Origin of the sequence: Bacteroides sp. MSSM.1001136sp1_RTP21357st2_D2_RTP21359_211015, assembly GCF_040913205.1 — a bacterium.
Taxonomy (GTDB): Bacteria; Bacteroidota; Bacteroidia; order Bacteroidales; family Bacteroidaceae; genus Bacteroides; species Bacteroides ovatus.
Map to the genome: position 1 here is coordinate 1 of NZ_JBDFVF010000023.1, position 24,782 is coordinate 24,782.

Sequence of the window (24,782 nt, forward strand, 5' to 3'; positions counted from 1 at the left end):
CGAGGACACTGTTTGGTGGGTAGTTTGACTGGGGTGGTCGCCTCCAAAAGTGTAACGGAGGCTTCTAAAGGTGCCCTCAGGACGATTGGTAACCGTCCGTAGAGTGTAATGGCATAAGGGCGCTTGACTGGGAGACAGACAAGTCGATCAGGTAGGAAACTAGAGCATAGTGATCCGGTGTTTCCGTATGGAAGGGACATCGCTCAAAGGATAAAAGGTACTCCGGGGATAACAGGCTGATCCCTCCCAAGAGCTCATATCGACGGAGGGGTTTGGCACCTCGATGTCGGCTCGTCACATCCTGGGGCTGGAGAAGGTCCCAAGGGTTGGGCTGTTCGCCCATTAAAGTGGCACGCGAGCTGGGTTCAGAACGTCGTGAGACAGTTCGGTCTCTATCTATCGTGGGCGTATGAAATTTGCGTGGCTCTGACACTAGTACGAGAGGACCGTGTTGGACTGACCGCTGGTTTACCAGTTGTGCCGCCAGGTGCATTGCTGGGTATCTAAGTCGGGATTGGATAAGTGCTGAAAGCATCTAAGTACGAAGCCAGCCACAAGATTAGATTTCTTAGGGTCGTCAAAGACGATGACGTTGATAGGATGCAGGTGTAAAGGTGGTAACATCAAAGCCGAGCATTACTAATTGCCCGTTCACTTTCTTTCGGACATGTACCGGTTGGGTATATACGTTTAGCTTGCTAGACACTGAAATTTTACTTTTCATCATGTCATAACCTTCTTCAGGTGGTTATAGCACGAGGGTTCCACCTCTTCCCATTCCGAACAGAGAAGTTAAGCCTCGTCACGCCGATGGTACTGCGTAACAGTGGGAGAGTAGGTAGCCGCCGTTTTTTAAGAAGCCCCTTGATTCATTTTGAATCAAGGGGCTTCTGTCATTTGGTACTTTGCGAAAAAAGTGCTATATTTGCGACCGACAATTATTTTATTAAACGTTTAAAGCAAATTTAAAAGGTATGAAAACTAAATTATTTTTGGCTGCTGTAGCAGTAACATTTTCTTTTGCAATGATGTCTTGTACTGGTAACAAAACTACTAACGCTGCTTCTGAAGGTGAAGAGACAACTGTAGAAACAGTGGAAGCTGTTGTTGAAACTGATTCTTGCTGCCAGGCTAAGGACTCTTGTGCTACTGCTTGCGACAAAAAAGCTGATTGCGCAGAAAAGAAAGAATGTTGCGATAAGAAGTAATCTATTGATTTAGAACAATAAAGAAGGAGAGGGAGAGAATGGTTCAACATTCTACTCCCTCTTTCTGTTTTAATAAACATATCGCTTTATTCGTGATACATTTTTGCTAATAATCGGCTTTAACTTATGAAATGATATTTTTTTCGATAAAAAAGTAACGTATTATTTGGTGGTAAAGAAATAATCCATACCTTTGCACCGTCAAACTAATAAAAGAGACAAGAAATGAATCAGATGTTTATACATATTCTACTATGCGGTATTATTATTCTACTATCAAAGGTTAGTGGAAGTGAGTGCTGCGCGTAAATGTGTATAAATGAAAATATACGAAAGCCTTTCTCACTTCCAAGTGTGAAAGGCTTTTTTTAATGCTAATAATTATATAATATACATAAGAATATGGACAATAGGTTATTTATTTTTGATACCACTCTTAGAGATGGTGAACAGGTTCCGGGATGCCAGTTGAATACAGTAGAAAAGATTCAGGTAGCAAAGGCATTGGAAGCGTTGGGAGTAGACGTGATTGAAGCCGGATTCCCCATTTCGAGCCCGGGGGATTTTAATTCAGTAATTGAGATTTCAAAAGCGGTGACTTGGCCTACTATCTGTGCTTTGACCCGCGCAGTTCAAAAAGATATTGATGTAGCCGTAGATGCACTGAAATTTGCTAAACATAAACGTATTCACACCGGTATCGGTACTTCTGATTCGCACATTAAATATAAATTCAATTCGAATCGTGAAGAGATTATCGAACGTGCAGTAGCTGCTGTGAAATATGCCCGCCGTTTTGTAGACGATGTGGAATTTTATGCAGAAGACGCAGGCCGTACGGATAACGAATATCTGGCACGTGTGGTAGAAGCTGTCATCAAAGCGGGAGCTACCGTAGTGAATATCCCTGATACAACAGGTTACTGCTTGCCTTCAGAATATGGCGCCAAGATAAAATACTTGGTTGACCATGTAGACGGCATTGATAATGCCATACTTTCTACTCACTGTCATAATGACTTGGGTATGGCTACTGCCAATACGATAGCCGGTGTTTTGAACGGTGCGCGTCAGGTGGAAGTTACCATCAACGGTATTGGCGAACGTGCAGGAAATACTGCTCTCGAAGAAATCGCCATGATTATTAAGAGCCATCACGAAATAGATATTCAAACCAATATCAATACGCAGAAGATTTATCCGACCAGCCGTATGGTATCCAGCCTGATGAATATGCCGGTACAACCCAATAAAGCAATCGTTGGACGTAACGCTTTCGCACACTCTTCAGGTATCCATCAGGATGGCGTATTGAAAAATGTACAGACGTATGAGATTATCGATCCGCATGATGTGGGTATTGATGATAACTCTATCGTATTGACTGCCCGCAGCGGACGTGCTGCATTGAAAAATCGTCTTTCTATATTGGGAGTGGATCTGGATCAGGAAAAACTGGATAAGGTATATGATGAGTTCCTGAAGTTGGCTGATAAGAAGAAAGATATTAATGATGATGATATTTTAGTATTGGCAGGTGCAGACCGTAGCCAGAACCATCGTATCAAACTGGATTACTTGCAGGTGACGAGTGGTGTCGGTGTTCGTTCGGTAGCTAGTTTGGGATTGAATATTGCCGGTGAGAAGTTTGAAGCTTGTGCCAGTGGTAATGGTCCGGTAGATGCTGCCATCAAAGCATTGAAAAAGATTGTAGAACGCCACATGACTCTGAAAGAGTTTACTATTCAGGCTATCAGTAAGGGAAGTGATGATGTAGGTAAAGTGCACATGCAGGTAGAATACGATAACCAGATTTATTATGGTTTTGGTGCCAATACAGATATTATTGCTGCTTCGGTAGAAGCCTACATCGACTGTATTAACAAATTCAAATCGTAAAAAAGAGATTGACAGTCGGTTTGGTATTACAGAGATTGATTGAAAGAGTAAATAGTAATTAGTAAAATAGTAAATAAACAGATGAATACATTATTTGATAAGATATGGGATGCCCACGTGGTGACTACTGTGGAAGATGGCCCTACACAGCTTTATATTGATCGGTTATATTGTCACGAAGTGACTAGTCCGCAGGCTTTTGCGGGATTGCGTGAACGTGGAATCGGAGTATTGCGTCCCGAAAAGGTATTTTGTATGCCCGACCATAATACACCGACACACGATCAGGATAAGGAGATTGAAGATCCGATTTCTAAAACGCAGGTGGACACGCTGACGCAGAATGCGAAGGATTTTGGTCTGACACACTACGGCATGATGCATCCGAAGAATGGTATTATTCATGTGGTAGGTCCCGAACGTGGTTTGACCTTGCCGGGAATGACGATTGTTTGCGGTGACTCTCACACTTCTACTCACGGTGCAATGGGAGCGATTGCTTTCGGTATCGGAACGAGCGAGGTGGAAATGGTGCTGGCTTCACAATGTATTCTCCAGTCGAGACCGAAAACAATGCGTATCACTGTAGACGGTGAACTGGGTAAAGGGGTGACTGCAAAGGATGTGGCTCTGTATATGATGTCTAAGATGACTACCAGTGGTGCTACGGGTTACTTCGTGGAATATGCAGGTTCGGCTATCCGCAATCTGACAATGGAGGGACGTCTTACCCTTTGCAACCTTTCTATTGAAATGGGTGCGCGTGGTGGTATGGTTGCTCCGGATGAAGTGACTTTTGAATATATCAAAGGACGTGAAAGTGCTCCGCAAGGCGAAGCATGGGACAAGGCTTTGGCTTATTGGAAGACATTGAAGAGTGATGATGATGCCGTGTTTGATAAAGAAGTCCGTTTCGAAGCGGCTGATATTGAACCGATGATTACCTACGGAACGAATCCGGGTATGGGTATGGGAATCACACAGCATATTCCTACTATGGAAGGAATGAGTGAAGCTGCACAGGTTTCGTTCAAGAAATCAATGGAGTATATGGGATTCCAACCGGGTGAATTTTTGTTGGGTAAGAAGATTGATTATGTATTCCTTGGTGCTTGTACAAACGGTCGTATTGAAGATTTCCGTGCATTTGCTTCCATCGTGAAAGGTCGTAAGAAAGCGGAGAATGTAATTGCATGGCTGGTTCCGGGTTCATGGATGGTAGACGCACAGATCCGTAAGGAAGGAATCGACAAGATATTGACGGAAGCCGGATTTGCTATCCGTCAGCCGGGATGTTCTGCTTGTCTGGCAATGAACGATGATAAGATTCCTGCCGGAAAGTATTCGGTATCTACCAGCAACCGTAATTTCGAAGGACGTCAGGGCCCCGGTGCACGCACTTTGCTGGCTAGTCCGCTGGTAGCTGCCGCTGCTGCGGTGACAGGTGTGATTACCGATCCGAGAGAGCTGATGTAATTTAACCGTAATTCGTAAATCATTAAATTGTAAATAAGACGATGGCTAAGACAAAATTTAATATAATAACAAGTACTTGTGTACCTCTTCCTTTAGAAAACGTAGATACTGACCAGATCATTCCGGCACGTTTCCTGAAAGCAACCACTCGTGAAGAAAAATTCTTTGGTGATAATCTTTTTCGTGACTGGCGTTATAATGCTGACGGTTCCCTGAACAAGGATTTTGTGTTGAACAATCCTACTTACAGTGGACAGATATTGGTGGCAGGAAAAAACTTCGGTTCGGGTTCCAGTCGTGAACACGCTGCCTGGGCTATTGCAGGATATGGTTTCCGTGTGGTGGTATCCAGTTTCTTTGCCGATATTCATAAGAATAATGAGCTGAACAACTTTGTACTGCCGGTGGTTGTTACCGAGGAGTTTCTGCAGGAGTTGTTTGATTCGATAGAAGCGGACCCGAAGATGGAAGTGGAAGTGAACCTTCCCGAACAGACCATCACCAACAAGGCGACAGGTAAAAGTGAACATTTCGAAATCAATGCTTACAAGAAACTTTGTTTGATGAACGGATTGGACGATATCGATTTCTTGTTGAGCAATAAAGATAAAATAGAAGAATGGGAAAAGAAGGCGTGAAAATAGAAATCATGGACACAACGCTCCGTGATGGTGAACAAACCAGCGGAGTATCTTTCGTGCCTCATGAGAAACTAATGATCGCCCGTTTACTGTTAGAAGATTTAAAGGTAGACCGGGTGGAGGTTGCTTCGGCGCGTGTGTCGGACGGTGAGTTTGAAGCCGTGAAGATGATTTGCGACTGGGCGGCCCGTCGTAGTCTGCTCCATAAAGTGGAAGTGCTCGGCTTTGTCGACGGGCATACTTCTGTCGATTGGATTCAGCGTACCGGCTGCCGTGTGATAAATCTTCTTTGTAAAGGTTCACTGAAGCATTGTACGCAACAACTGAAAAAGACACCGGAAGAACATCTGGCGGATATCATAAGTGTGGTGCATTATGCCGACGAACAGGATATAACCGTCAATGTTTATCTGGAAGATTGGAGCAACGGTATCAAAGATTCCCCCGAATATGTATTTCAGTTGATGGATGGATTGAAAGAGACGAGTGTCAAGCGTTTTATGTTGCCTGATACGTTGGGTATCTTGAATCCTTTGCAAGTGATAGAGTATATGCGGAAGATGAAGAAACGTTATCCGAATACTCATCTCGATTTCCATGCGCACAATGATTATGATTTGGCTGTGAGTAATGTCCTTGCCGCGGTATTAAGCGGTGTCAAAGGATTGCATACAACCATCAATGGGCTGGGTGAACGGGCAGGAAATGCTCCTCTCGCAAGTGTGCAGGCTATCCTGAAAGACCATTTCAATGCGGTGACAAATATCGACGAAAGCCGTTTGAATGATGTCAGTCGGGTAGTGGAGTCTTATTCGGGAATTGTGATACCTGCCAATAAACCGATTGTAGGTGAGAATGTCTTTACGCAAGTGGCCGGAGTGCATGCCGACGGGGATAATAAGAATAATCTCTACTGCAATGATTTGCTTCCCGAACGTTTTGGCCGCAAGCGCGAATATGCATTGGGTAAGACAAGCGGTAAAGCAAATATCCGTAAGAACCTCGAAGATCTCGGATTGGAGCTGGACGAAGATGCTATGCGCAAGGTAACGGAACGCATCATCGAGTTGGGCGACAAGAAAGAACTGGTTACACAGGAAGATTTGCCGTACATTGTTTCGGATGTGTTGAAACATGGAGCAGTGGGTGAGAAGGTTAAACTGAAGAGCTATTTTGTGAATCTGGCTCATGGGTTGAAACCGATGGCAACGTTGAAGATAGAAATCAACGGAAAAGAGTACGAAGAGAGTTCAGGCGGCGATGGTCAGTATGATGCTTTTGTTCGTGCGCTGCGTAAAATATATAAGGTGACATTAGGACGTAAATTCCCGATGTTGACCAATTATGCGGTAACCATCCCTCCCGGTGGACGTACAGATGCATTTGTGCAGACAGTTATCACGTGGAGTTATGATGAGCAGGTGTTCCGTACCCGCGGACTCGATGCCGACCAGACAGAGGCTGCCATCAAGGCTACTATGAAGATGTTGAACCTCATCGAAGATGAATACGAGAAGAGCAAGTGAGAAACAACTTGCCCGAAGAATGTTTTTTATAAGAATATATAAATAGAAGAATAAACGATTATGGATTTTAAAATTGCTGTATTAGCAGGCGACGGCATCGGACCGGAGATCTCTGTGCAAGGTGTAGATGTGATGAGTGCCGTTTGCGAGAAGTTTGGTCACAAAGTAAGTTACGAATATGCAATCTGTGGAGCTGATGCGATTGATAAAGTAGGCGATCCGTTTCCGGAAGCAACTTATCAGGTTTGTAAAGAGGCGGATGCTGTTTTGTTCTCTGCCGTAGGTGATCCGAAATTTGACAATGATCCTACTGCCAAGGTACGTCCGGAGCAAGGTTTGCTGGCTATGCGTAAGAAACTGGGTCTTTTCGCTAATATCCGTCCGGTACAGACATTCAAATGCCTGATCCACAAATCTCCGTTGCGTGCGGAGTTGGTAGAGAATGCCGATTTTATCTGTATCCGTGAGCTGACTGGAGGTATGTATTTCGGTGAAAAGTACCAGGATAATGATAAGGCGTATGATACGAACTATTATACTCGTCCGGAAATCGAACGTATTTTGAAGGTGGCTTTCGAATATGCGATGAAGCGTAGAAAACATCTGACTGTGGTAGATAAGGCAAATGTGTTGGCTTCTTCCCGTCTGTGGCGTCAGATTGCACAGGAAATGGCTCCGAACTATCCGGAAGTGACAACTGATTATATGTTTGTGGATAATGCTGCAATGAAGATGATTCAGGAACCTGCTTTCTTCGATGTGATGGTAACGGAAAATACATTCGGTGATATCCTGACTGACGAAGGTTCTGTAATCAGTGGTTCTATGGGCTTGCTTCCTTCTGCTTCTACAGGTGAAAGTACTCCGGTATTTGAACCGATTCACGGTTCATGGCCGCAGGCTAAGGGATTGAATATTGCTAATCCGTTGGCACAGATTCTTTCTGTAGCTATGTTGTTCGAGTATTTCGACCTTAAAGAAGAGGGTGCATTGATTCGTAAAGCCGTAGATGCTTCTTTGGATGAGAATGTACGTACGCCGGAAATCCAGGTGGCTGACGGTGCTAAGTACGGAACAAAAGAAGTAGGACAGTGGATTGTTGATTATATCAAGAAAGCTTGATAAACCCGGATAAAAAAGTAAAAGCCTGGCATCGGATAACGGTGTCAGGCTTTTACTTTTTAGTTCGAAATATGTTGTGTTCTACCAACTTTTAATAGTGGAGTATAGAACGATACCGAGTATAGTCAGTAATCCTACATAAATAGTGACTGACCATTGTTTTATTTCTTTTCTCTTCGTGCGGGTGGAAGGTTTCAGATAGATGGCTGCTTTGTGGGCGATAGTGCAGAACAACCAACCGCCGAATCCTCCGATAATACCTCCTACGAGTAAATCACCGGGATAATGTACACCCAGATATATACGTGTGTAGCAGTTGAGTATTGCCCAGGTCAGGATGAAAATGCTTAGCCAACGTTTACGGAACAGGAATATGACAAACATGGCAAGACCTAATGAATTGGCGGCATGGCACGATGGGAAACCGTAGCTTCCTCCGCGGTAACCATTTACGATATATACTAGATCTACAATCGGGTTCTCCGGATTGGCGGGACGCAGACGTGCTACTACCGGACGAATGATGCTGCTGCACATCTGGTCGGCAAAGGTGATAGTCAGTGCAATGGCAGCCACGTAGCACATTACTACTTTCCAGTGGAAGTTTTTTAATAAAATATACAATATAGTGGCATACATGGGAATCCAGATGAATTTACCCGTGAAAGAACTCATGAAATAATCCCAGAAAGGGGAATGTATACCATTGAAAGACAAGAAGATATTTGTATCTATCTCCGAAAGATATTGGACAATTCCGGTGTGTATCATCAGGCTTTATTGATCTATTTTTAATGTCGCAAATATACAATAAAGAATAGAAAATTGTCCTATATTACTTTATAAATATTCAATATAACTCATTTCCTAGCGTTTCGCCAGGTCGTCGTAGAGCTTCTGCAGGAACGCTTTTCCTTTTTCCAGGTTGGCTCCTTTGGCAGTACCTTCGTCCAGTTGCACAGTATTGGCATCGAGGTTATATACCAATTGATTATCGGCGGTAATCATTCCGAAATAATTCGGCCGGGTAAAGTATGCGAAATGAGGTGACGCCGGATTCATGATATTTTTGCTGAAAGTAAATTCATCATGCGGCAATCCTAGTTGAGCGAGCAGGGTAGCGGCGATGTCTATTTGTGAAGCATAAGTATCTACAACCAAGGGTTGTTTTATTGCACCTCCAATTAAAATCAGTGGAATGGTTTGGCCGTCCAGCGGATTTTCTATTGGATACGGATATGCACCCTGATGATCGGGAACGAGTACAAACAGTGTATTTTTCCATAGCGGTGTCTCTTGATACTGTTTCACGAAATCTCCCACGCAACTATCGGCATAGGCAAAAGAATTGAGGATTTTGTCGTACAGTCTGTGGAACGGGACTTCGAATGGTTCGTGGCTGCTTGATGTCTGTACAAGTTTCAGAAACGGTTCTTTTTGTTTTTCTTCTTTCAGGTCTTTCATCAGGCGTTGGAATAAGACGTGATCCTGTGCTCCCCATTTTCCTGTACGTTCGGACAGAGGAAAATCTTTATCGGAAATAATCTTCTCGATGCCGGAAGATACCAGGTAAGAGCGCATATTGGTAAAATCGGCATCTCCACCATAGTAATATTCCAGATTATATCCTGCGTTTTTCAAGCTGCGGGGGATAGAAGGAAGTTTGTCTGTTTTTTCGGGATATTTCATGATACTGGTACTTGGCTGTCCGGGATATCCGCTGATAATGGATGCCAGTCCGCGATCTGTGCGGAAACTGCTACCGTAGAAGTTGCTGAATAGTATGCCTTCCTTTGCGAATTTATCCATGTTGACAGCCACATTGGGTTGTCCTCCGAAAGTTTCCATCAAGTGTGTGGAGAAACTCTCAAGGATAATAAAAATAATGTTCGGACGTTGTGTATTCAATAATTGGGGGATGCTGTCTGTTGCTGCGACAGGTTTGTCTACCATCTCTGCAAATAATTCGTCGGCTATTTTCGGGTCCATGAAGCGATATTGCTTATCGAAATTATTCTGGTGGGTGGCGGAATACATGAAGCTGAATGCCGGATTGATGGCTGCATGATTCATGCGTTGGTCCTGACTGAAATATACCTTGCTCAAATTCATGGTGGATACGCTGAATCCGCCCCGGATAGGGATGAAAAGTGCCGCTGTCAGCAAAAGGAGTGCAAGCGAGACATTCTGACGTCGATAAGGAATTTTCAGGGGCTTTTTCTCCCGGATAAGGACGCAATAGAAAATAAAGTATAAAATTGCTGCATAGATCAACATAGATAAGATTCCCAATAGTACAAACCAAAAGCTGACGCTTGCCATAGCATCTTTGGGGGAAGAGAAGAAATAGAAAACGGGGGTGGCATCCAGACGGAATCCCCAAAAGCCGTATAATCCCAGGTCGATGATAAAAATGCAGGCCATGATAAAGGCGATTACCCCGAAGTATCCTTGCCGGATGCGGCGGAGTATGGATGAATTGGTCCAGGCGGAGGCGATGAGCAGTAAGCCGGGGATAGCGGTCAGGTAGCCTGCAAGAGATAAATCCAGAGGCAATCCGTGCCACATGACGCGGAAGTAGTCACCTAAAGATACATTGGTATATAAGTCATGGTAGTAAACCATGAAGATTGGTTTCTGAAGAACGAATAAAAGAACAAATAAAAAATAGGTCGTGAGAAATTGTATGATTCTCTTTTTCATATCTGTAAACTTAAAAAGATTGAACGGATACAAAGTTACTATACTTTTCCTTATCTTTCTCATGAAGTGATATAAAACATACCTTTTTTTCCATATCTTTGTCGTGTCTGTGACAAAAATAAAGTAATAAGATGGCAAAGATTGCAAGGAAACTAACAGATTTAGTGGGGAATACCCCTTTGATGGAACTTTCCGGTTATAGCGGAAAGTACGGTCTGGAACAAAATATTATTGCCAAACTGGAGGCTTTTAATCCAGCGGGAAGTGTAAAAGACAGGGTGGCTCTTTCGATGATTGAAGATGCCGAAGTTCGGGGATTATTGAAACCCGGTGCGACGATTATTGAGCCGACAAGCGGAAATACAGGTGTCGGGTTGGCAATGGTAGCCACTATTAAAGGGTATCATTTGATATTGACCATGCCTGAAACAATGAGCCTGGAACGGCGGAATCTGTTGAAAGCGCTGGGTGCGCAGATTGTATTGACAGACGGGGTAGGAGGGATGGCAGCTTCTATTGCCAAGGCGCAGGAGTTGCGTGATAGTATTCCCGGTTCGGTGATCTTACAACAATTTGAGAATCCGGCTAATGCGGCTGTTCATGAGCGGACGACAGGTGAAGAGATCTGGCGGGATACAGACGGTGAAGTGGCTGTTTTTGTGGCCGGAGTGGGCACCGGAGGAACGGTTTGCGGTGTAGCCCGTGCTTTAAAGAAACATAATCCGGATATTTATATTGTGGCGGTAGAACCGGCGTCGTCTCCTGTATTGGCAGGAGGAGAGGCGGCTCCGCATCGTATTCAGGGTATCGGAGCAAATTTTATTCCCAAACTTTATGATGCTTCTGTGGTAGATGAGGTGATGGGTGTACCCGATGATGAAGCGATTCGTGCGGGACGTGAGTTAGCGTCGACGGAAGGTCTGCTGGCGGGAATTTCTTCGGGAGCAGCTGTGTATGCTGCCCGTCAACTGTCACTGCGTCCGGAATTTAAGAACAAAAAAATAGTAGCGTTGTTACCTGATACGGGAGAGCGTTATTTGTCGACCGAACTGTTTGCTTTTGACGCATATCCATTGGATTAATTCATTCATTATAAAAAAGACCTGAACCATGGTAAGAATAATTATAGCTTTGCTTTTTTGTTTTCCGGCTGTTGCCTTTGCACAAACTTATCAGCAATTGTCCGAGAGAGCCATTGAATGTATTGAGAAAGACAGTCTTCCCAAAGCAGAGGAACTTTTGCTTCAGGCTTTGAAGCTGGAACCGAAGAATGCCAAAAATGCGTTGCTTTTTTCTAACCTGGGATTGGTACAGCGTCGCTTGGGTGAGTTTGATAAAGCGCTGGAGTCTTATTCTTTTGCACTGAATTTTGCTCCTTTGGCAGTTCCTATTTTACTCGACCGTGCCGCTATTTATATGGAAATGGGAAAAACGGACCGTGCTTATACCGATTATTGTCAGGTGCTTGATGAGGATAAGCAGAACAAGGAAGCTTTGTTGATGCGTGCCTATATTTATGTGCTCCGCCGGGATTATCCGGCTGCGAGAATCGATTATAATCGTTTGCTGGAACTGGATCCGCAGAGTTATAGCGGTCGTCTGGGATTGGCTACTCTGGAGCAGAAAGAAGGAAAATTTCGGGAATCTCTTGAAATTCTGAATAAGATGATTACGGCTACTCCTGACGATGCGACGCTTTATATTGCCCGTGCCGACGTGGAACGTGAAATGAAGCATGAAGATCTGGCATTGGTTGATTTGGAGGAAGCGATCCGGTTGGATGCTGCCTCGGCTGATGCTTATCTGCTGCGTGGGAATATCTATCTGGCACAGAAAAAGAAAGGACTTGCCAAAGCTGACTTTGAGAAAGCCATTTCATTGGGAGTGCCTCCGGCTGATTTGCACGAACAGCTTAAGCAGTGCAAGTGACGTATGATTATTCTACAAACTGCCTAATCAAATTAACGAAGTCTTTTCCGTATTTTTTCTTCTTGTATTCTCCGATACCGCTGATTTCTCCGAATTCTTCTATAGTGGTAGGACGGGAAATACTAAGCAGGTGTAATACTTTGTCTGACAAGACGATGTAGGCGGGTAGTGCCTCCTGATCGGCCAGTTGTTTCCTCAATCCGCGTAAGGCTTCGAATAAATCCTCGTTTTCTCCACCTTCCAGGCCGAAAGGAAGTACCTTTGCAACAACCACTTTTTTCTTTTTTCCTTTTTGAGTGACGACTTCTTCGTGCCGGATGACTGCTAATGTTGCCTTAGCTCTCCCGAAGAGAATATCACTTCCGCTTGCAGTAATTTTAAGATGGTTGTTTTCATTATAGGCTATTTCAAAGTAGCCGAGTTGCAACATCTGAAGCAGATAGTCTTGCCAGTCACGAGGAGGAATGTCGCGTCCGGCACCGAACGTTTTAAGTTCCTGATACCCTTTTCCGGTTACTTCCGCAGAATAGTTTCCACGGAGAATGTCAATCAGCAATCCTGTGCTGATTTGTTGTTCTGTACGTGCGATGGCGCTTAATGCCTTTTGCACAATGACCGTACCGTCAAATCGTTGAGGTGGATTTTTACAAACATCGCAGTTACCGCAATCCTCTGTTGTTGTCTCTCCGAAGTAGCTTAATAAGATTCTACGCCGGCAAATGTCAGCCTCTGCATATTGCTGCATACGTTGAAGCTTTTCCAGATTGATGTTTTGCTGATTACTTTCCGAAGCGAATTTGGTTAGTAATATTAAATCTCCTAATGAATAAAACAGGACAGTGTCGCTAGGAAGACCGTCGCGTCCGGCACGTCCTATTTCCTGATAAAAACTTTCTATACTTTTAGGCAGGTTATAATGTATGACCCAGCGGACATTTGATTTATCAATCCCCATTCCAAAAGCAATGGTGGCACATACTACCTGTATGCGGTCGTTAATAAAATCATTCTGTGTTTCGTCCCGGTGTTGGGTGGATAATCCGGCATGATAGACACCGCAGCGAATACCCTGCTTTTGCAACATCTGTGCGACGGTTTCTGTCTTATTTCGGCTCATGCAATAAATAATCCCGCTTTCTCCCCCGTGGCGGTGAATAAATTCTAAGATAGCCTTGTTCTTCTCTTTCGCTTGAAAACCACGTTTCACAGTCAGGCTAATGTTGGGACGGTCGAAAGATGAGATAAAGATACGGGGATGGTTGAGATGTAATTGCCGTACAATGTCTTCGCGCGTGATTTTATCCGCAGTAGCAGTTAGTGCGACAATCGGTATTTGCGGAAATTGTTGGTGAAGCACTCCCATTTGTGTGTATTCCGGACGGAAGTCATGTCCCCATTGTGAAATACAATGCGCTTCATCAATAGCAAACAGAGAGATGTTCATATCCCGCAACAAATAATCCTTTTCTGCTAAAAGTTTTTCCGGTGAAATGTAAAGCAGCTTCAGGCGTCCTTCAACACATGCGCGACGCAGTTGGACGTTTTCCGTTTCGTCATTACTGCTGTTCAGTGCTCCGGCAGCGATGCCATTTGCCAGCAGTGCTTCTACCTGATCTTTCATCAATGAGATAAGTGGGGAAACGACAACGGCAGTACCTTTGCAAAGCAATGCAGGGAGTTGGTAGCAGATTGATTTTCCCCCACCAGTAGGCATTAATACCAATGCATCCTGTTTGTTCAGGATGTGGCGGATGATTTCTTCTTGCAGAGGACGGAAACTATCGTATCCGAAATATGTCTTTAGAGTTTCTCTCATTGATGCTGATTTATCCATGCTGCAAAGGTACATTTTTCTTTGGCAATTTTCATTATGTGTAGATTTCAGTTTCTGATATGAATTATAAATAAGTTAAAGTTTCTTATTATTCAACCCTATTCCCTCTTTTTCAAGGTTTTTGATTGTTTATTTAGAAAAAAAATGCACAAAATAATTGTGTGTTTAAAAAAAAAGTAAGACATTTGTAACATGTTATGTTGCAAATGAGCAATAATTAACAAATGAACAAACCCTAACCAGTTAATTCAATGAGTGATTTAGAGAACAAAAAAACGGAAGAAACTCCGAAAAAACGTCCCTACAATTTGAGGGAAAAGAAAGAAAAAAAGGCTGCATACAGGTCTTTGATTAGACCGGAATTGGCAGACGAGTTGTATGACAAGATCCTGAATATCATCGTTGTACAGAAGAAGTACAAGGATCCTGATTATTCAGCTAAGGACTTGGCGAAAGAATTGAAAACGAATACTCGTTACCTTTCTGCAGTAGTAAACTCACGCTTTGGCATGAACTATTCTTGCCTGTTGAATGAATACAGAGTAAAAGATGCTTTGCATTTATTGACTGACAAACGTTATGCCGACAAAAATGTGGAAGAAATTAGTGCCATGGTTGGCTTTGCAAATCGTCAATCTTTTTACGCTGCATTTTACAAAAACGTAGGTGAGACTCCTAATGGATATCGCAAAAAACATCTCGAAAATAAGAAATAATTGCGCGTTCCGAAACTAGTCAAAAGGAATTACCTCTAAATGAAAGATTTTGGAGATAATTCCTTTTCTCATTTTAATTAATCAATACTAACATTATGAGAAAACATCTGATTTTAATGACAGTGGCCGCCACGCTCTTAACATCGTGCGGAGGAAGTAAAACAACAACTGCTGAAGCAGAAAAATTTGATTATACAGTGGAACAATTTGCTGATTTACAAATATTGCGTTATAAGGTTCCCGGATTTGAGGAACTGACGCTGAAACAGAAGGAACTGATTTATTACCTGACAGAGGCTGCTCTGGAAGGAAGGGATATTCTGTTTGACCAGAATGGAAAATATAATTTGAGAATCCGTAGGATGCTCGAAGCAGTATATACAAACTATCAGGGGGATAAAACGACGCCTGATTTTAAAAACATGGAGGTGTACTTGAAAAGGGTATGGTTCTCCAATGGTATTCATCATCACTATGGTACGGAGAAATTTGTGCCGAACTTCTCACAGGAATTCTTGAAACAGGCCGTGCTCGGTCTGGATGCCAAGTTGCTTCCGCTGGAGAAAGGGCAGACTGCCGATCAACTCTGTGCCGAGCTGTTCCCGGTGATTTTCGATCCGGCAGTTATGCCGAAGCGGGTAAACCAGGCGGATGGCGAAGATCTTGTATTGACCTCTGCTTGTAACTATTACGATGGAGTGACGCAGAAAGAGGCAGAACGTTTTTATAGTGATATGAAAGACCCGAAAGACGAAACACCGGTTTCTTACGGACTGAACAGTCGCTTGGTAAAAGAAAACGGAAAGTTGACAGAGAAGGTTTGGAAAGTAGGCGGACTCTATACACAGGCTATTGAGAAGATTGTTTATTGGCTGAAGAAAGCGGAAGGTGTGGCAGAGAGTGAGGCGCAAAAGGCCGTTATCACCAAGCTGATTCAATTCTATGAAACAGGCAATCTGAAAGATTTCGATGAATATGCTATTCTTTGGGTGAAAGACTTGGATTCACGAATAGATTTTGTGAATGGATTTACTGAAAGTTACGGCGACCCGCTGGGGATGAAAGCGAGTTGGGAATCTTTGGTGAACTTCAAAGATCTGGAATCGACACATCGTACGGAGATTATCAGCAGTAACGCGCAATGGTTTGAAGATCATTCTCCGGTTGATAAATCTTTCAAGAAAGAAAAGGTGAAAGGGGTATCGGCTAAAGTGATTACTGCTGCTATCCTTGCAGGTGATCTTTATCCGGCAACAGCTATCGGTATCAATCTGCCGAATGCTAACTGGATTCGTGCTCATCACGGCTCTAAGTCAGTAACAATCGGAAATATAACAGACGCTTATAATAAAGCTGCTCACGGAAACGGATTCAACGAAGAATTTGTTTATAGCGATGCTGAAATACAACTGATTGATGCCTATTCTGACTTAACGGACGAGCTGCATACGGACTTGCACGAATGTTTGGGACACGGTTCCGGTAAGTTGCTTCCGGGCGTAGATCCGGATGCATTGAAGGCTTATGGCTCTACCATCGAAGAGGCACGTGCTGATTTATTCGGATTGTATTATGTAGCCGATCCGAAGCTGGTGGAACTGGGATTGCTCTCTTCTCCCGATGCTTATAAGGCTCAATACTATACTTATCTGATGAACGGGTTGATGACACAACTGGTACGTATCGAACCGGGAAATAGTGTTGAAGAAGCTCACATGCGCAATCGCCAGCTGATAGCCCGTTGGGTATTTGAAAAAGGAGCTGCCGATAAAGCGGTGGAACTGGTGAAGAAAGACGGAAAGACTTATGTGGTTATCAATGACTATCAGAAGGTACGTCAGCTTTTCGGCGAATTATTAGCTGAAATTCAGCGCATCAAGTCGACTGGCGATTTTGAAGGTGCTCGTACATTGGTAGAAAACTATGCGGTAAAAGTGGATCCGGCTCTGCATGCAGAAGTTCTGGAACGCTATAAGAAGCTGAATCTAGCTCCTTACAAAGGCTTTGTGAATCCGAAATACGAACTGGTGACAGATGAAAACGGAACTGTTACAGATGTCACAGTTTCCTATGATGAAGGTTATGTAGAACAAATGCTGCGTTACAGCACTGATTATTCTCCGCTGCCTTCAATAAACAACTGATTTGAAATGGATATAAAAGAACAATTAAAAGATATCAAGACACAGCTCCGTCTCTCTATGAACGGGGCTGTGTCCCAAAGTATGCGTGAGAAAGGGCTGGTTTATAAACTCAATTTCGGAGTGGAACTGCCTCGTATCAAGATGATTGCCGAAAATTATGAAAAGAATCATGACCTGGCACAGGCTCTGTGGAAAGAGGACATTCGCGAATGTAAAATTCTGGCGGGGATGCTTCAGCCGATTGAAACGTTTTATCCTGAGATAGCCGACATTTGGGTAGAAAATATCCGGAATATCGAAATAGCCGAGCTGACTTGCATGAATCTCTTCCAGCATTTGCCGTATGCTCCGGCCAAATCTTTTCACTGGATTGCAGATGAGCAAGAGTATATACAGACTTGCGGTTTTCTGACTGCTGCCCGTCTTCTGATGAAGAAAGGGGATATGACCGAACGCGCCTCCGGCGAATTACTCGATCAGGCAATCTGTGCTGTACATTCCGACAGTTATCATGTTCGTAACGCTGCTTTATTGGTTATCCGCAAATATATGCAGCATAGTGAAGAACATGCCTTTCAAGTATGCCGTCTGGTGGAGGGAATGGCTGATTCTACCTTGGAAGGGGAGCAGATGCTCTACAACATGGTGAAAGAAGAGACTGAAGAATAATTAACCCATTACTTATTTCTAGGAATTTCTTTTGCTTTCCGCAAAAAAGGCTTAACTTTGTTCGCGCTAATTTTGGCTGATGATGGAAACTCAAAACGTGAAAGATACAGTAAGGCAGATATTCACGGAATATCTCACGGCGAACGGGCATCGTAAGACTCCTGAACGCTACGCCATACTCGATACTATTTATTCTATCGACGGTCATTTCGATATTGACATGCTTTATTCACGGATGATGGACCAGGAGAATTTCCGGGTGAGCCGTGCAACTCTCTACAACACCATTATCCTCCTTATCAATGCACGACTGGTCATTAAGCATCAGTTTGGCACTTCTTCCCAATACGAAAAATCATATAATCGCGAGACACATCATCATCAGATATGTACTCAATGTGGTAGAGTGACCGAGTTTCAGAACGAGGAATTACAGCATGCCATTGAAAATACGAAATTGAGCCGCTTCCAGCTTTCGCATTACTCCTTATATATATATGGAGTATGTGGTAAGTGCGACAGAGCTAACAAACGGAAAAAAGTAAATAACAACAATAAAAAAGAAAAATGAAAGTAGATGTTCTATTAGGATTACAATGGGGCGACGAAGGTAAAGGAAAAGTAGTCGACGTTTTAACACCTAAGTATGATGTGGTTGCTCGTTTTCAGGGCGGCCCGAATGCCGGTCACACGCTTGAGTTCGAAGGACAGAAATATGTGCTCCGCTCTATTCCTTCCGGTATTTTTCAAGGAAACAAGGTAAACATCATCGGTAACGGTGTGGTACTTGATCCGGCATTGTTTAAGGCAGAGGCAGAAGCGCTTGAAGCATCAGGTCATCCGCTGAAAGAACGTTTGCACATTTCAAAGAAAGCTCATCTGATTCTTCCGACACACCGCATTCTGGATGCTGCCTATGAAGCAGCCAAAGGAGACGCCAAAGTAGGAACTACCGGCAAGGGTATCGGCCCTACTTATACGGATAAAGTGAGCCGTAACGGTGTTCGTGTAGGTGATATTCTTCATAATTTCGACCAGAAGTATGCTGCCGCAAAAGCTCGTCACGAACAAATTCTGAAGAGCCTGAATTATGAATACGATCTTACTGAACTGGAAAAAGCATGGTTGGAAGGTATCGAATACCTGAAACAATTCCATTTTGTAGATAGCGAACATGAAGTGAATAATCTGTTGAAAGATGGTAAGAGCGTTCTTTGTGAAGGAGCGCAGGGTACTATGCTTGATATTGATTTCGGTTCATATCCGTTCGTGACTTCTTCCAATACCGTATGTGCGGGAGCCTGCACCGGACTGGGAGTGGCGCCTAACCGTATCGGTGAAGTATATGGTATCTTCAAAGCATACTGTACTCGTGTAGGAGCAGGCCCGTTCCCATCAGAACTGTTTGATGAAACAGGTGACAAGATGTGTACTTTGGGACATGAATTCGGTTCTGTTACCGGACGTAAACGTCGTTGTGGATGGATCGACCTGGTAGCGCTGAAGTATTCCGTTATGATAAACGGGGTTACCAAATTGATTATGATGAAGAGCGATGTACTCGATACTTTCGAAACAATCAAAGCTTGTGTTGCCTACAAAGTGAATGGTGAAGAAATCGATTATTTCCCGTATGACATCACAGAAGGGGTAGAACCTGTTTATGCAGAGCTTCCGGGCTGGCAGACAGATATGACCAAGATGCAGAGCGAAGATGAATTCCCGGAAGAGTTCAACGCTTATCTGACTTTCCTGGAAGAACAACTTGGCGTAGAAATCAAGATTGTTTCTGTAGGACCGGACAGAGCACAGACGATCGAACGTTATACAGAAGAATAACCATTGATTTATTATATGGAGGAAAGGCGGAGATTGAAGAAAAACTCCGCCTTTTTTATTCAAGCCTTTGTAGTCTATTCTAAACACACAGAAAAATAATGTACGCCTTATGAAAACACGTTTTATTACTTTCCTTTTGTTGTTCGTCATGAACTTGGGAGCATTTGCACAGTCTCCTTATCAGCCTGCCGAAGAGAATCTGAAAGCACGGCAGGAATTTCAGGACAATAAGTTTGGTATTTTTCTTCATTGGGGGCTATATGCCATGCTCGCTACCGGTGAGTGGACTATGACAAACAATAATCTGAATTATAAAGAGTATGCCAAACTGGCAGGTGGATTTTATCCTTCCAAGTTTAATGCCGATAAATGGGTGGAGGCTATTAAAGCTTCGGGAGCCAAATATATCTGTTTTACTAGCCGTCATCACGAAGGTTTTTCTATGTTCGATACTAAGTATTCGGATTATAACGTAGTCAAAGCCACCCCTTTTAAAAGAGATATTGTGAAAGAACTGGCAGCTGCCTGTGCCAAGCAGGGAATCAAGCTTCATTTTTATTATTCTCATCTTGACTGGGCGCGTGAGGACTATCCCTGGGGACGTACAGGACAGGGGACGGGACGTTCGAACTCGAAAGGGGATTGGAAAAGCTATTATCAATTCATGAATAACCAGTTGACGGAGTTACTGACGAATTATGGTCCGATAGGTGCCATCTGGTTTGACGGATGGTGGGACCAACCTAAATCTTTTAACTGGGAATTACCAGAGCAGTATGCTTTGATTCATAAACTCCAACCGGGCTGCCTGGTGGGTAACAATCATCATCAGACGCCTTTTGATGGAGAAGATATTCAGATTTTCGAACGCGATCTGCCGGGTGAGAATGCTTCGGGACTTTCTGGACAGGAGGTGAGTCGCCTGCCGTTGGAAACTTGCGAAACAATGAATGGTATGTGGGGATATAAGATTACCGACCAGAATTATAAATCTACAAAGACATTGATTCACTATCTGGTGAAGGCAGCCGGTAAGAATGCCAATCTTTTGATGAATATCGGCCCTCAACCTGATGGGGAACTTCCTGCGGTAGCTGTGCAACGCTTGGCAGAGATGGGAGAGTGGATGAAACAATATGGCGAAACGATCTATGGAACACGAAGCGGCATAGTTGCTCCGCATGATTGGGGAGTGACCACACAAAAAGGAAATAAACTCTATGTACATATCCTCGACCTGAAAGATGCAGCTTTGTTCCTGCCATTGACAGGAAAGAAGGTCAAGAAAGCAGTCTTGTTTAAAGATCAGTCTCCGGTCCGTTTCACAAAGACGAAAACTGGTGTTTTGCTCGAATTCGCCGAGGTTCCGAAAGATATTGACTATGTAGTAGAACTGACAATTGACTAATTTTTAGCTAATTCTTCATAAAAGCAAGGGGAAACTATTCTGACATTGAACGTTTCCCCTTATTTTTGGCAAACAATTTGTTTATAGATATATAGAGTAATAATTAAAATTGAAAAGTATATGATGTCTTATTGGGTATTATTTATAGGAATCGCTGTTGTCAGTTGGTTGGTACAGATGAATTTGCAAAACAAATTCAAGAAGTACTCTAAGATTCCTACAGGAAACGGAATGACAGGACGCGATGTTGCTTTGAAGATGTTGCATGACAATGGAATTTATGATGTGCAGGTTACACATACGCCGGGACGGTTGACCGACCACTACAATCCTACTAACAAAACAGTGAATTTGAGTGAAGGGGTGTATGAAAGTAACAGCATAATGGCGGCTGCCGTAGCGGCCCATGAATGTGGACACGCTGTGCAGCATGCACGTATGTATGCTCCGTTGAAGATGCGTAGTGCGCTGGTTCCGGTTGTGAACTTTGCTTCTTCCATTATGACGTGGGTATTGTTGGGTGGTATCTTGCTGATAAACTCTTTCCCGCAGTTATTGCTGGCAGGTATTATCCTGTTTGCTATGACTACACTGTTCAGCTTTATCACGCTGCCGGTGGAAATCAATGCAAGTAAACGTGCATTGGTATGGTTGAGCTCATCCGGCATTACTAATTCGTACAATCATGCACAGGCTGAAGATGCTCTTCGTTCTGCTGCTTATACGTATGTAGTTGCTGCATTAGGTTCATTGGCTACATTGGTTTACTACATCATGATCTTCATGGGTAGAAGAGACTAAGAAATGAAAAAGGGAAAAGGCAGGTTTACCAGCTTCTTTCTATAAAATAAAAAGAGATCCTCCGCAGTCTTTCCGAAGACTATGGAGGATTTTTTCAAATATATGTAAGCATTGCTCGGAAATTTGCAGTAAATTTGCACAATTAAAATTATAAACAGTAATATTATGGCAGCAAAACCAAGTATTCCTAAAGGAACTCGTGACTTTTCGCCGGTAGAAATGGCGAAGCGTAATTATATATTCAATACGATTCGTGACGTATATCATTTGTATGGATTCCAGCAGATAGAGACTCCTTCGATGGAGATGCTTTCTACACTGATGGGAAAGTACGGCGATGAAGGGGATAAACTACTCTTTAAGATTCAGAATTCAGGAGATTACTTTTCTGGGATTACTGACGAAGAATTGTTAAGCCGTAATGCTGCCAAACTGGCAAGCAAATTCTGTGAGAAAGGTTTGCGTTATGACTTGACAGTACCTTTTGCCCGTTATGTGGTGATGCATCGTGATGAGATCACTTTCCCGTTCAAACGTTATCAGATTCAACCGGTATGGCGTGCCGACCGTCCGCAGAAGGGACGCTATCGTGAGTTTTATCAATGTGATGCCGATGTTGTAGGAAGTGATTCGTTATTGAACGAAGTGGAATTGATGCAGATTGTTGATACTGTTTTCAGTCGTTTCAATATTCGTGTATGTATTAAGATTAACAACCGTAAGATTCTTTCCGGTATCGCTGAAATTATAGGCGAATCGGATAAGATTGTCGATATTACCGTAGCGATTGACAAGCTGGACAAAATAGGCTTGGATAATGTAAATGTCGAACTAAAAGAGAAGGGAATCAGTGATGAGGCTATTGCTAAGTTGCAGCCGATTATTCTCCTTAGCGGCACGAATGCGGAAAAGTTGGCAACATTGAAAAATGTATTATCAGCCAGTGAAGTAGGATTAAAGGGAGTGGAAGAGAGCGAATTTATCCTGAATACATTGGAAACAATGGGCTTGAAGAATGAAATCGAGCTTGACCTGACATTGGCTCGCGGACTGAATTACTATACAGGTGCTATCTTTGAAGTGAAAGCGTTGGATGTACAGATTGGCAGTATCACAGGTGGTGGTCGCTATGATAATCTGACCGGAGTATTTGGTATGGCAGGAGTGTCGGGAGTAGGTATCTCTTTCGGTGCAGACCGTATCTTCGACGTATTGAACCAGCTCGAACTTTATCCGAAAGAAGCTGTGAATGGAACAGAAGTTCTGTTTATCAATTTCGGTGAAAAGGAAGCTGCATTCTCTATGGGTATTTTATCGAAAGTGCGTGCTGCCGGTATCCGTGCAGAGATTTTCCCGGATGCAGCCAAGATGAAGAAACAGATGAGCTATGCTAATGCAAAGAATATTCCGTTTGTAGCTATTGTCGGTGAGAATGAAATGAACGAAGGCAAAGCAATGCTGAAGAATATGGAGACAGGAGAACAGAATCTTGTTTCAGCAGAGGAGCTGATTGCTACTGTGAAGAAATAAGCAGCGATGAATTGAAATTATAAAATTATTAACTGCATCCCAAAAGTTGAGCAGTTAATAATTTACTGTATATTGCGAGAGTTCGGTATTGCACCGGACTCTTTCTTTTTGACCGGGATTTAATACTTTATTTGATCTAGCATTCCATTGAGGAAAGCAATCGCTACTCCATAATTCGTCATAGGAATGTGTTGCTCCCGTGCACGTTCGATGCGGCTAAGTACGTATTTACGATTGAACATACATGCTCCGCAATGGATTACCAGCGAATAAGGAGTCAGGTCTTGTGGAAAGTCAGTTCCGGCTACCATATCAATTTGCAGATTCTCTCCAATTCGTTTCCGTAACAAACGGGGGAGTTTCACTCTTCCTATATCTTCGGAAAGGGGAGCGTGCGTACAAGCCTCCGCTATCAGTACACGTGACGATTCCGTCAGTCTTTCAATCGCAGTTGCACTTTCTACATAATAGTGAATATCCCCCTTATAACCTGCGAAAAGTACAGAAAAAGAAGTCAGTTCACTTTCCTTTGGTTTCTGTTCATAGATCGCTTTGAAAACTTGTGAATCGGTGATGATTAACTTCGGAGGACGGGCAAGGGCTTGCAGGGTTGCCGGAAACTTGTCAGTGGTGCAAGTCACTACGAGACATTTTTTGTCCAACAATTCACGGATAGTCTGCACTTGTGGTAAAATCAGTCTGCCTTTTGGAGCTTGAATATCCTGCGGCATAACCAGAAGTACAAGGTCGTTTTCTGTCACAAGTTCCCCGGTGATACTCTGTTGACCGAAGTCCGAGGGTAGCTTTTCGAGAATGGCTTGCCGGATCTGTTCAATTCCTGTCTTTTCTTTGGCGCTGATAAGTAATGGGCGTATTTTACATTCTTCCTCAATATACGTGGCCAAGCTATCACTGTTCTCTCGTATATCTATTTTATTCAGTACCGGAATGACAGGGATATTCTTCTCTTTCAATAGTGCCAGCATCTCTTTTTCATGAGAAAAAGTATCTCCACATAGCAGCAATGCAATATCTGTTTTCTCAATAGCCTTTAAAGTCCGGCTGATACGCAGCTCTCCAAGTTCTCCCTCATCATCGAACCCCGGAGTATCTATAAACAAACACGGACCAATACCTTGAATTTCCATAGCTTTGGATACAAGGTCGGTAGTTGTTCCCGGAATATCTGAAACGAGGGCGGTATCTTGTCCTGTCAATGCATTGATGAGAGAAGACTTACCACTGTTTCGTCTACCGAAAAAGGCTATATGAAGTCTGCTTGCACTTGGAGTATCTGTTAAGCTCATAATTACTAATTTATCAATTTGTTAATTCAT

Annotated in this window: 20 protein-coding genes and 2 rRNA genes; 18 read left to right on the top strand and 4 right to left on the bottom strand. The window is 43.2% G+C overall.

Features of this window, described 5'->3' with window-relative positions; genetic code table 11:
- From AB5217_RS15170 to leuB, 8 genes are all read left to right on the top strand, one after another.
- Positions 1-663 (top strand): 23S ribosomal RNA (locus tag AB5217_RS15170); the annotation flags it as partial.
- A gap of 77 nt (positions 664-740) precedes the next feature.
- Positions 741-851 (top strand): 5S ribosomal RNA (gene rrf, locus AB5217_RS15175).
- 123 nt (positions 852-974) lie between these two features.
- A complete protein-coding gene (locus AB5217_RS15180) occupies positions 975-1,208 on the top strand; it encodes a hypothetical protein (protein ID WP_004307193.1) in 234 nt (77 codons plus the stop codon).
- 402 nt (positions 1,209-1,610) lie between these two features.
- The gene (locus AB5217_RS15185; RefSeq protein WP_032843895.1) at positions 1,611-3,107 is read left to right on the top strand and encodes a 2-isopropylmalate synthase; all 1,497 of its coding nucleotides are present in this window, start codon (positions 1,611-1,613) and stop codon (positions 3,105-3,107) included.
- A gap of 81 nt (positions 3,108-3,188) precedes the next feature.
- Positions 3,189-4,583: a 3-isopropylmalate dehydratase large subunit gene (gene leuC / locus AB5217_RS15190; RefSeq protein WP_004327113.1), complete on the top strand. Its 1,395-nt coding sequence runs from the start codon at positions 3,189-3,191 to the stop codon at positions 4,581-4,583.
- A gap of 41 nt (positions 4,584-4,624) precedes the next feature.
- Positions 4,625-5,221, top strand: coding sequence for a 3-isopropylmalate dehydratase small subunit (gene leuD, locus AB5217_RS15195; protein WP_004307192.1), 597 nt, complete (start codon positions 4,625-4,627; stop codon positions 5,219-5,221).
- The gene (locus AB5217_RS15200; RefSeq protein WP_004301119.1) at positions 5,203-6,750 is read left to right on the top strand and encodes an alpha-isopropylmalate synthase regulatory domain-containing protein; all 1,548 of its coding nucleotides are present in this window, start codon (positions 5,203-5,205) and stop codon (positions 6,748-6,750) included. The genes leuD and AB5217_RS15200 overlap by 19 nt, the downstream gene beginning before the upstream one ends.
- Before the next feature lie 60 nt (positions 6,751-6,810).
- Positions 6,811-7,872 carry a 3-isopropylmalate dehydrogenase gene (gene leuB, locus AB5217_RS15205; RefSeq protein WP_008651986.1) on the top strand — a complete coding sequence of 354 codons (1,062 nt, stop codon included), beginning with the start codon at positions 6,811-6,813 and terminating at the stop codon, positions 7,870-7,872.
- A gap of 81 nt (positions 7,873-7,953) precedes the next feature.
- On the opposite strand, the gene AB5217_RS15210 is transcribed toward leuB, so the two are convergent.
- Together AB5217_RS15210 and AB5217_RS15215 are read right to left on the bottom strand one after the other, a co-directional pair.
- Positions 7,954-8,643: a phosphatase PAP2 family protein gene (locus AB5217_RS15210; RefSeq protein WP_032843893.1), complete on the bottom strand. Its 690-nt coding sequence runs from the start codon at positions 8,641-8,643 to the stop codon at positions 7,954-7,956.
- Positions 8,644-8,739: 96 nt separating this feature from the next.
- Positions 8,740-10,575 carry an LTA synthase family protein gene (locus tag AB5217_RS15215; protein WP_080706968.1) on the bottom strand — a complete coding sequence of 612 codons (1,836 nt, stop codon included), beginning with the start codon at positions 10,573-10,575 and terminating at the stop codon, positions 8,740-8,742.
- Positions 10,576-10,706: 131 nt separating this feature from the next.
- Between AB5217_RS15215 and cysK the strand changes: the two genes are divergently transcribed.
- Positions 10,707-11,657 carry a cysteine synthase A gene (gene cysK, locus AB5217_RS15220; RefSeq protein ID WP_008651981.1) on the top strand — a complete coding sequence of 317 codons (951 nt, stop codon included), beginning with the start codon at positions 10,707-10,709 and terminating at the stop codon, positions 11,655-11,657.
- A 28-nt stretch (positions 11,658-11,685) separates the two neighbouring features.
- Entirely contained in the window at positions 11,686-12,504 is an 819-nt protein-coding gene (locus tag AB5217_RS15225; protein WP_004301105.1) for a tetratricopeptide repeat protein, read from the top strand.
- A 7-nt stretch (positions 12,505-12,511) separates the two neighbouring features.
- Here AB5217_RS15225 and recQ read toward each other — a convergent pair whose 3' ends face one another.
- Entirely contained in the window at positions 12,512-14,320 is a 1,809-nt protein-coding gene (gene recQ / locus AB5217_RS15230; RefSeq protein ID WP_368112683.1) for a DNA helicase RecQ, read from the bottom strand.
- 269 nt (positions 14,321-14,589) lie between these two features.
- Here recQ and AB5217_RS15235 point away from each other — a divergent pair, with 269 nt between their 5' ends.
- The 8 genes from AB5217_RS15235 (at position 14,590) to hisS (ending at position 23,445) form a co-directional block, all read left to right on the top strand.
- A complete protein-coding gene (locus AB5217_RS15235) occupies positions 14,590-15,054 on the top strand; it encodes a helix-turn-helix domain-containing protein (protein WP_004301101.1) in 465 nt (154 codons plus the stop codon).
- A gap of 95 nt (positions 15,055-15,149) precedes the next feature.
- On the top strand, positions 15,150-17,198 hold the full coding sequence (locus AB5217_RS15240; protein ID WP_004301099.1) for a dipeptidyl-peptidase 3 family protein: 2,049 nt from the start codon (positions 15,150-15,152) through the stop codon (positions 17,196-17,198).
- Between the two features lie 6 nt (positions 17,199-17,204).
- Entirely contained in the window at positions 17,205-17,867 is a 663-nt protein-coding gene (locus AB5217_RS15245; RefSeq protein WP_004301097.1) for a DNA alkylation repair protein, read from the top strand.
- Between the two features lie 82 nt (positions 17,868-17,949).
- Complete coding sequence (locus AB5217_RS15250) at positions 17,950-18,438, top strand: Fur family transcriptional regulator (protein WP_004307184.1); 489 nt, start codon at positions 17,950-17,952, stop codon at positions 18,436-18,438.
- Positions 18,435-19,706, top strand: a complete 1,272-nt coding sequence (locus AB5217_RS15255) for an adenylosuccinate synthase (RefSeq protein WP_004301093.1) — start codon at positions 18,435-18,437, stop codon at positions 19,704-19,706. The genes AB5217_RS15250 and AB5217_RS15255 overlap by 4 nt, the downstream gene beginning before the upstream one ends.
- Positions 19,707-19,815: 109 nt before the next feature.
- Positions 19,816-21,114 carry an alpha-L-fucosidase gene (locus AB5217_RS15260; protein WP_195646409.1) on the top strand — a complete coding sequence of 433 codons (1,299 nt, stop codon included), beginning with the start codon at positions 19,816-19,818 and terminating at the stop codon, positions 21,112-21,114.
- Positions 21,115-21,234: 120 nt separating this feature from the next.
- Entirely contained in the window at positions 21,235-21,915 is a 681-nt protein-coding gene (locus tag AB5217_RS15265; protein WP_004301089.1) for a zinc metallopeptidase, read from the top strand.
- A 165-nt stretch (positions 21,916-22,080) separates the two neighbouring features.
- Positions 22,081-23,445, top strand: a complete 1,365-nt coding sequence (gene hisS, locus AB5217_RS15270; protein WP_004327108.1) for a histidine--tRNA ligase — start codon at positions 22,081-22,083, stop codon at positions 23,443-23,445.
- Positions 23,446-23,564: 119 nt separating this feature from the next.
- On the opposite strand, the gene hydF is transcribed toward hisS, so the two are convergent.
- Positions 23,565-24,752, bottom strand: coding sequence for a [FeFe] hydrogenase H-cluster maturation GTPase HydF (hydF, locus tag AB5217_RS15275; RefSeq protein ID WP_368112682.1), 1,188 nt, complete (start codon positions 24,750-24,752; stop codon positions 23,565-23,567).
- Positions 24,753-24,782: the final 30 nt, after the last annotated feature.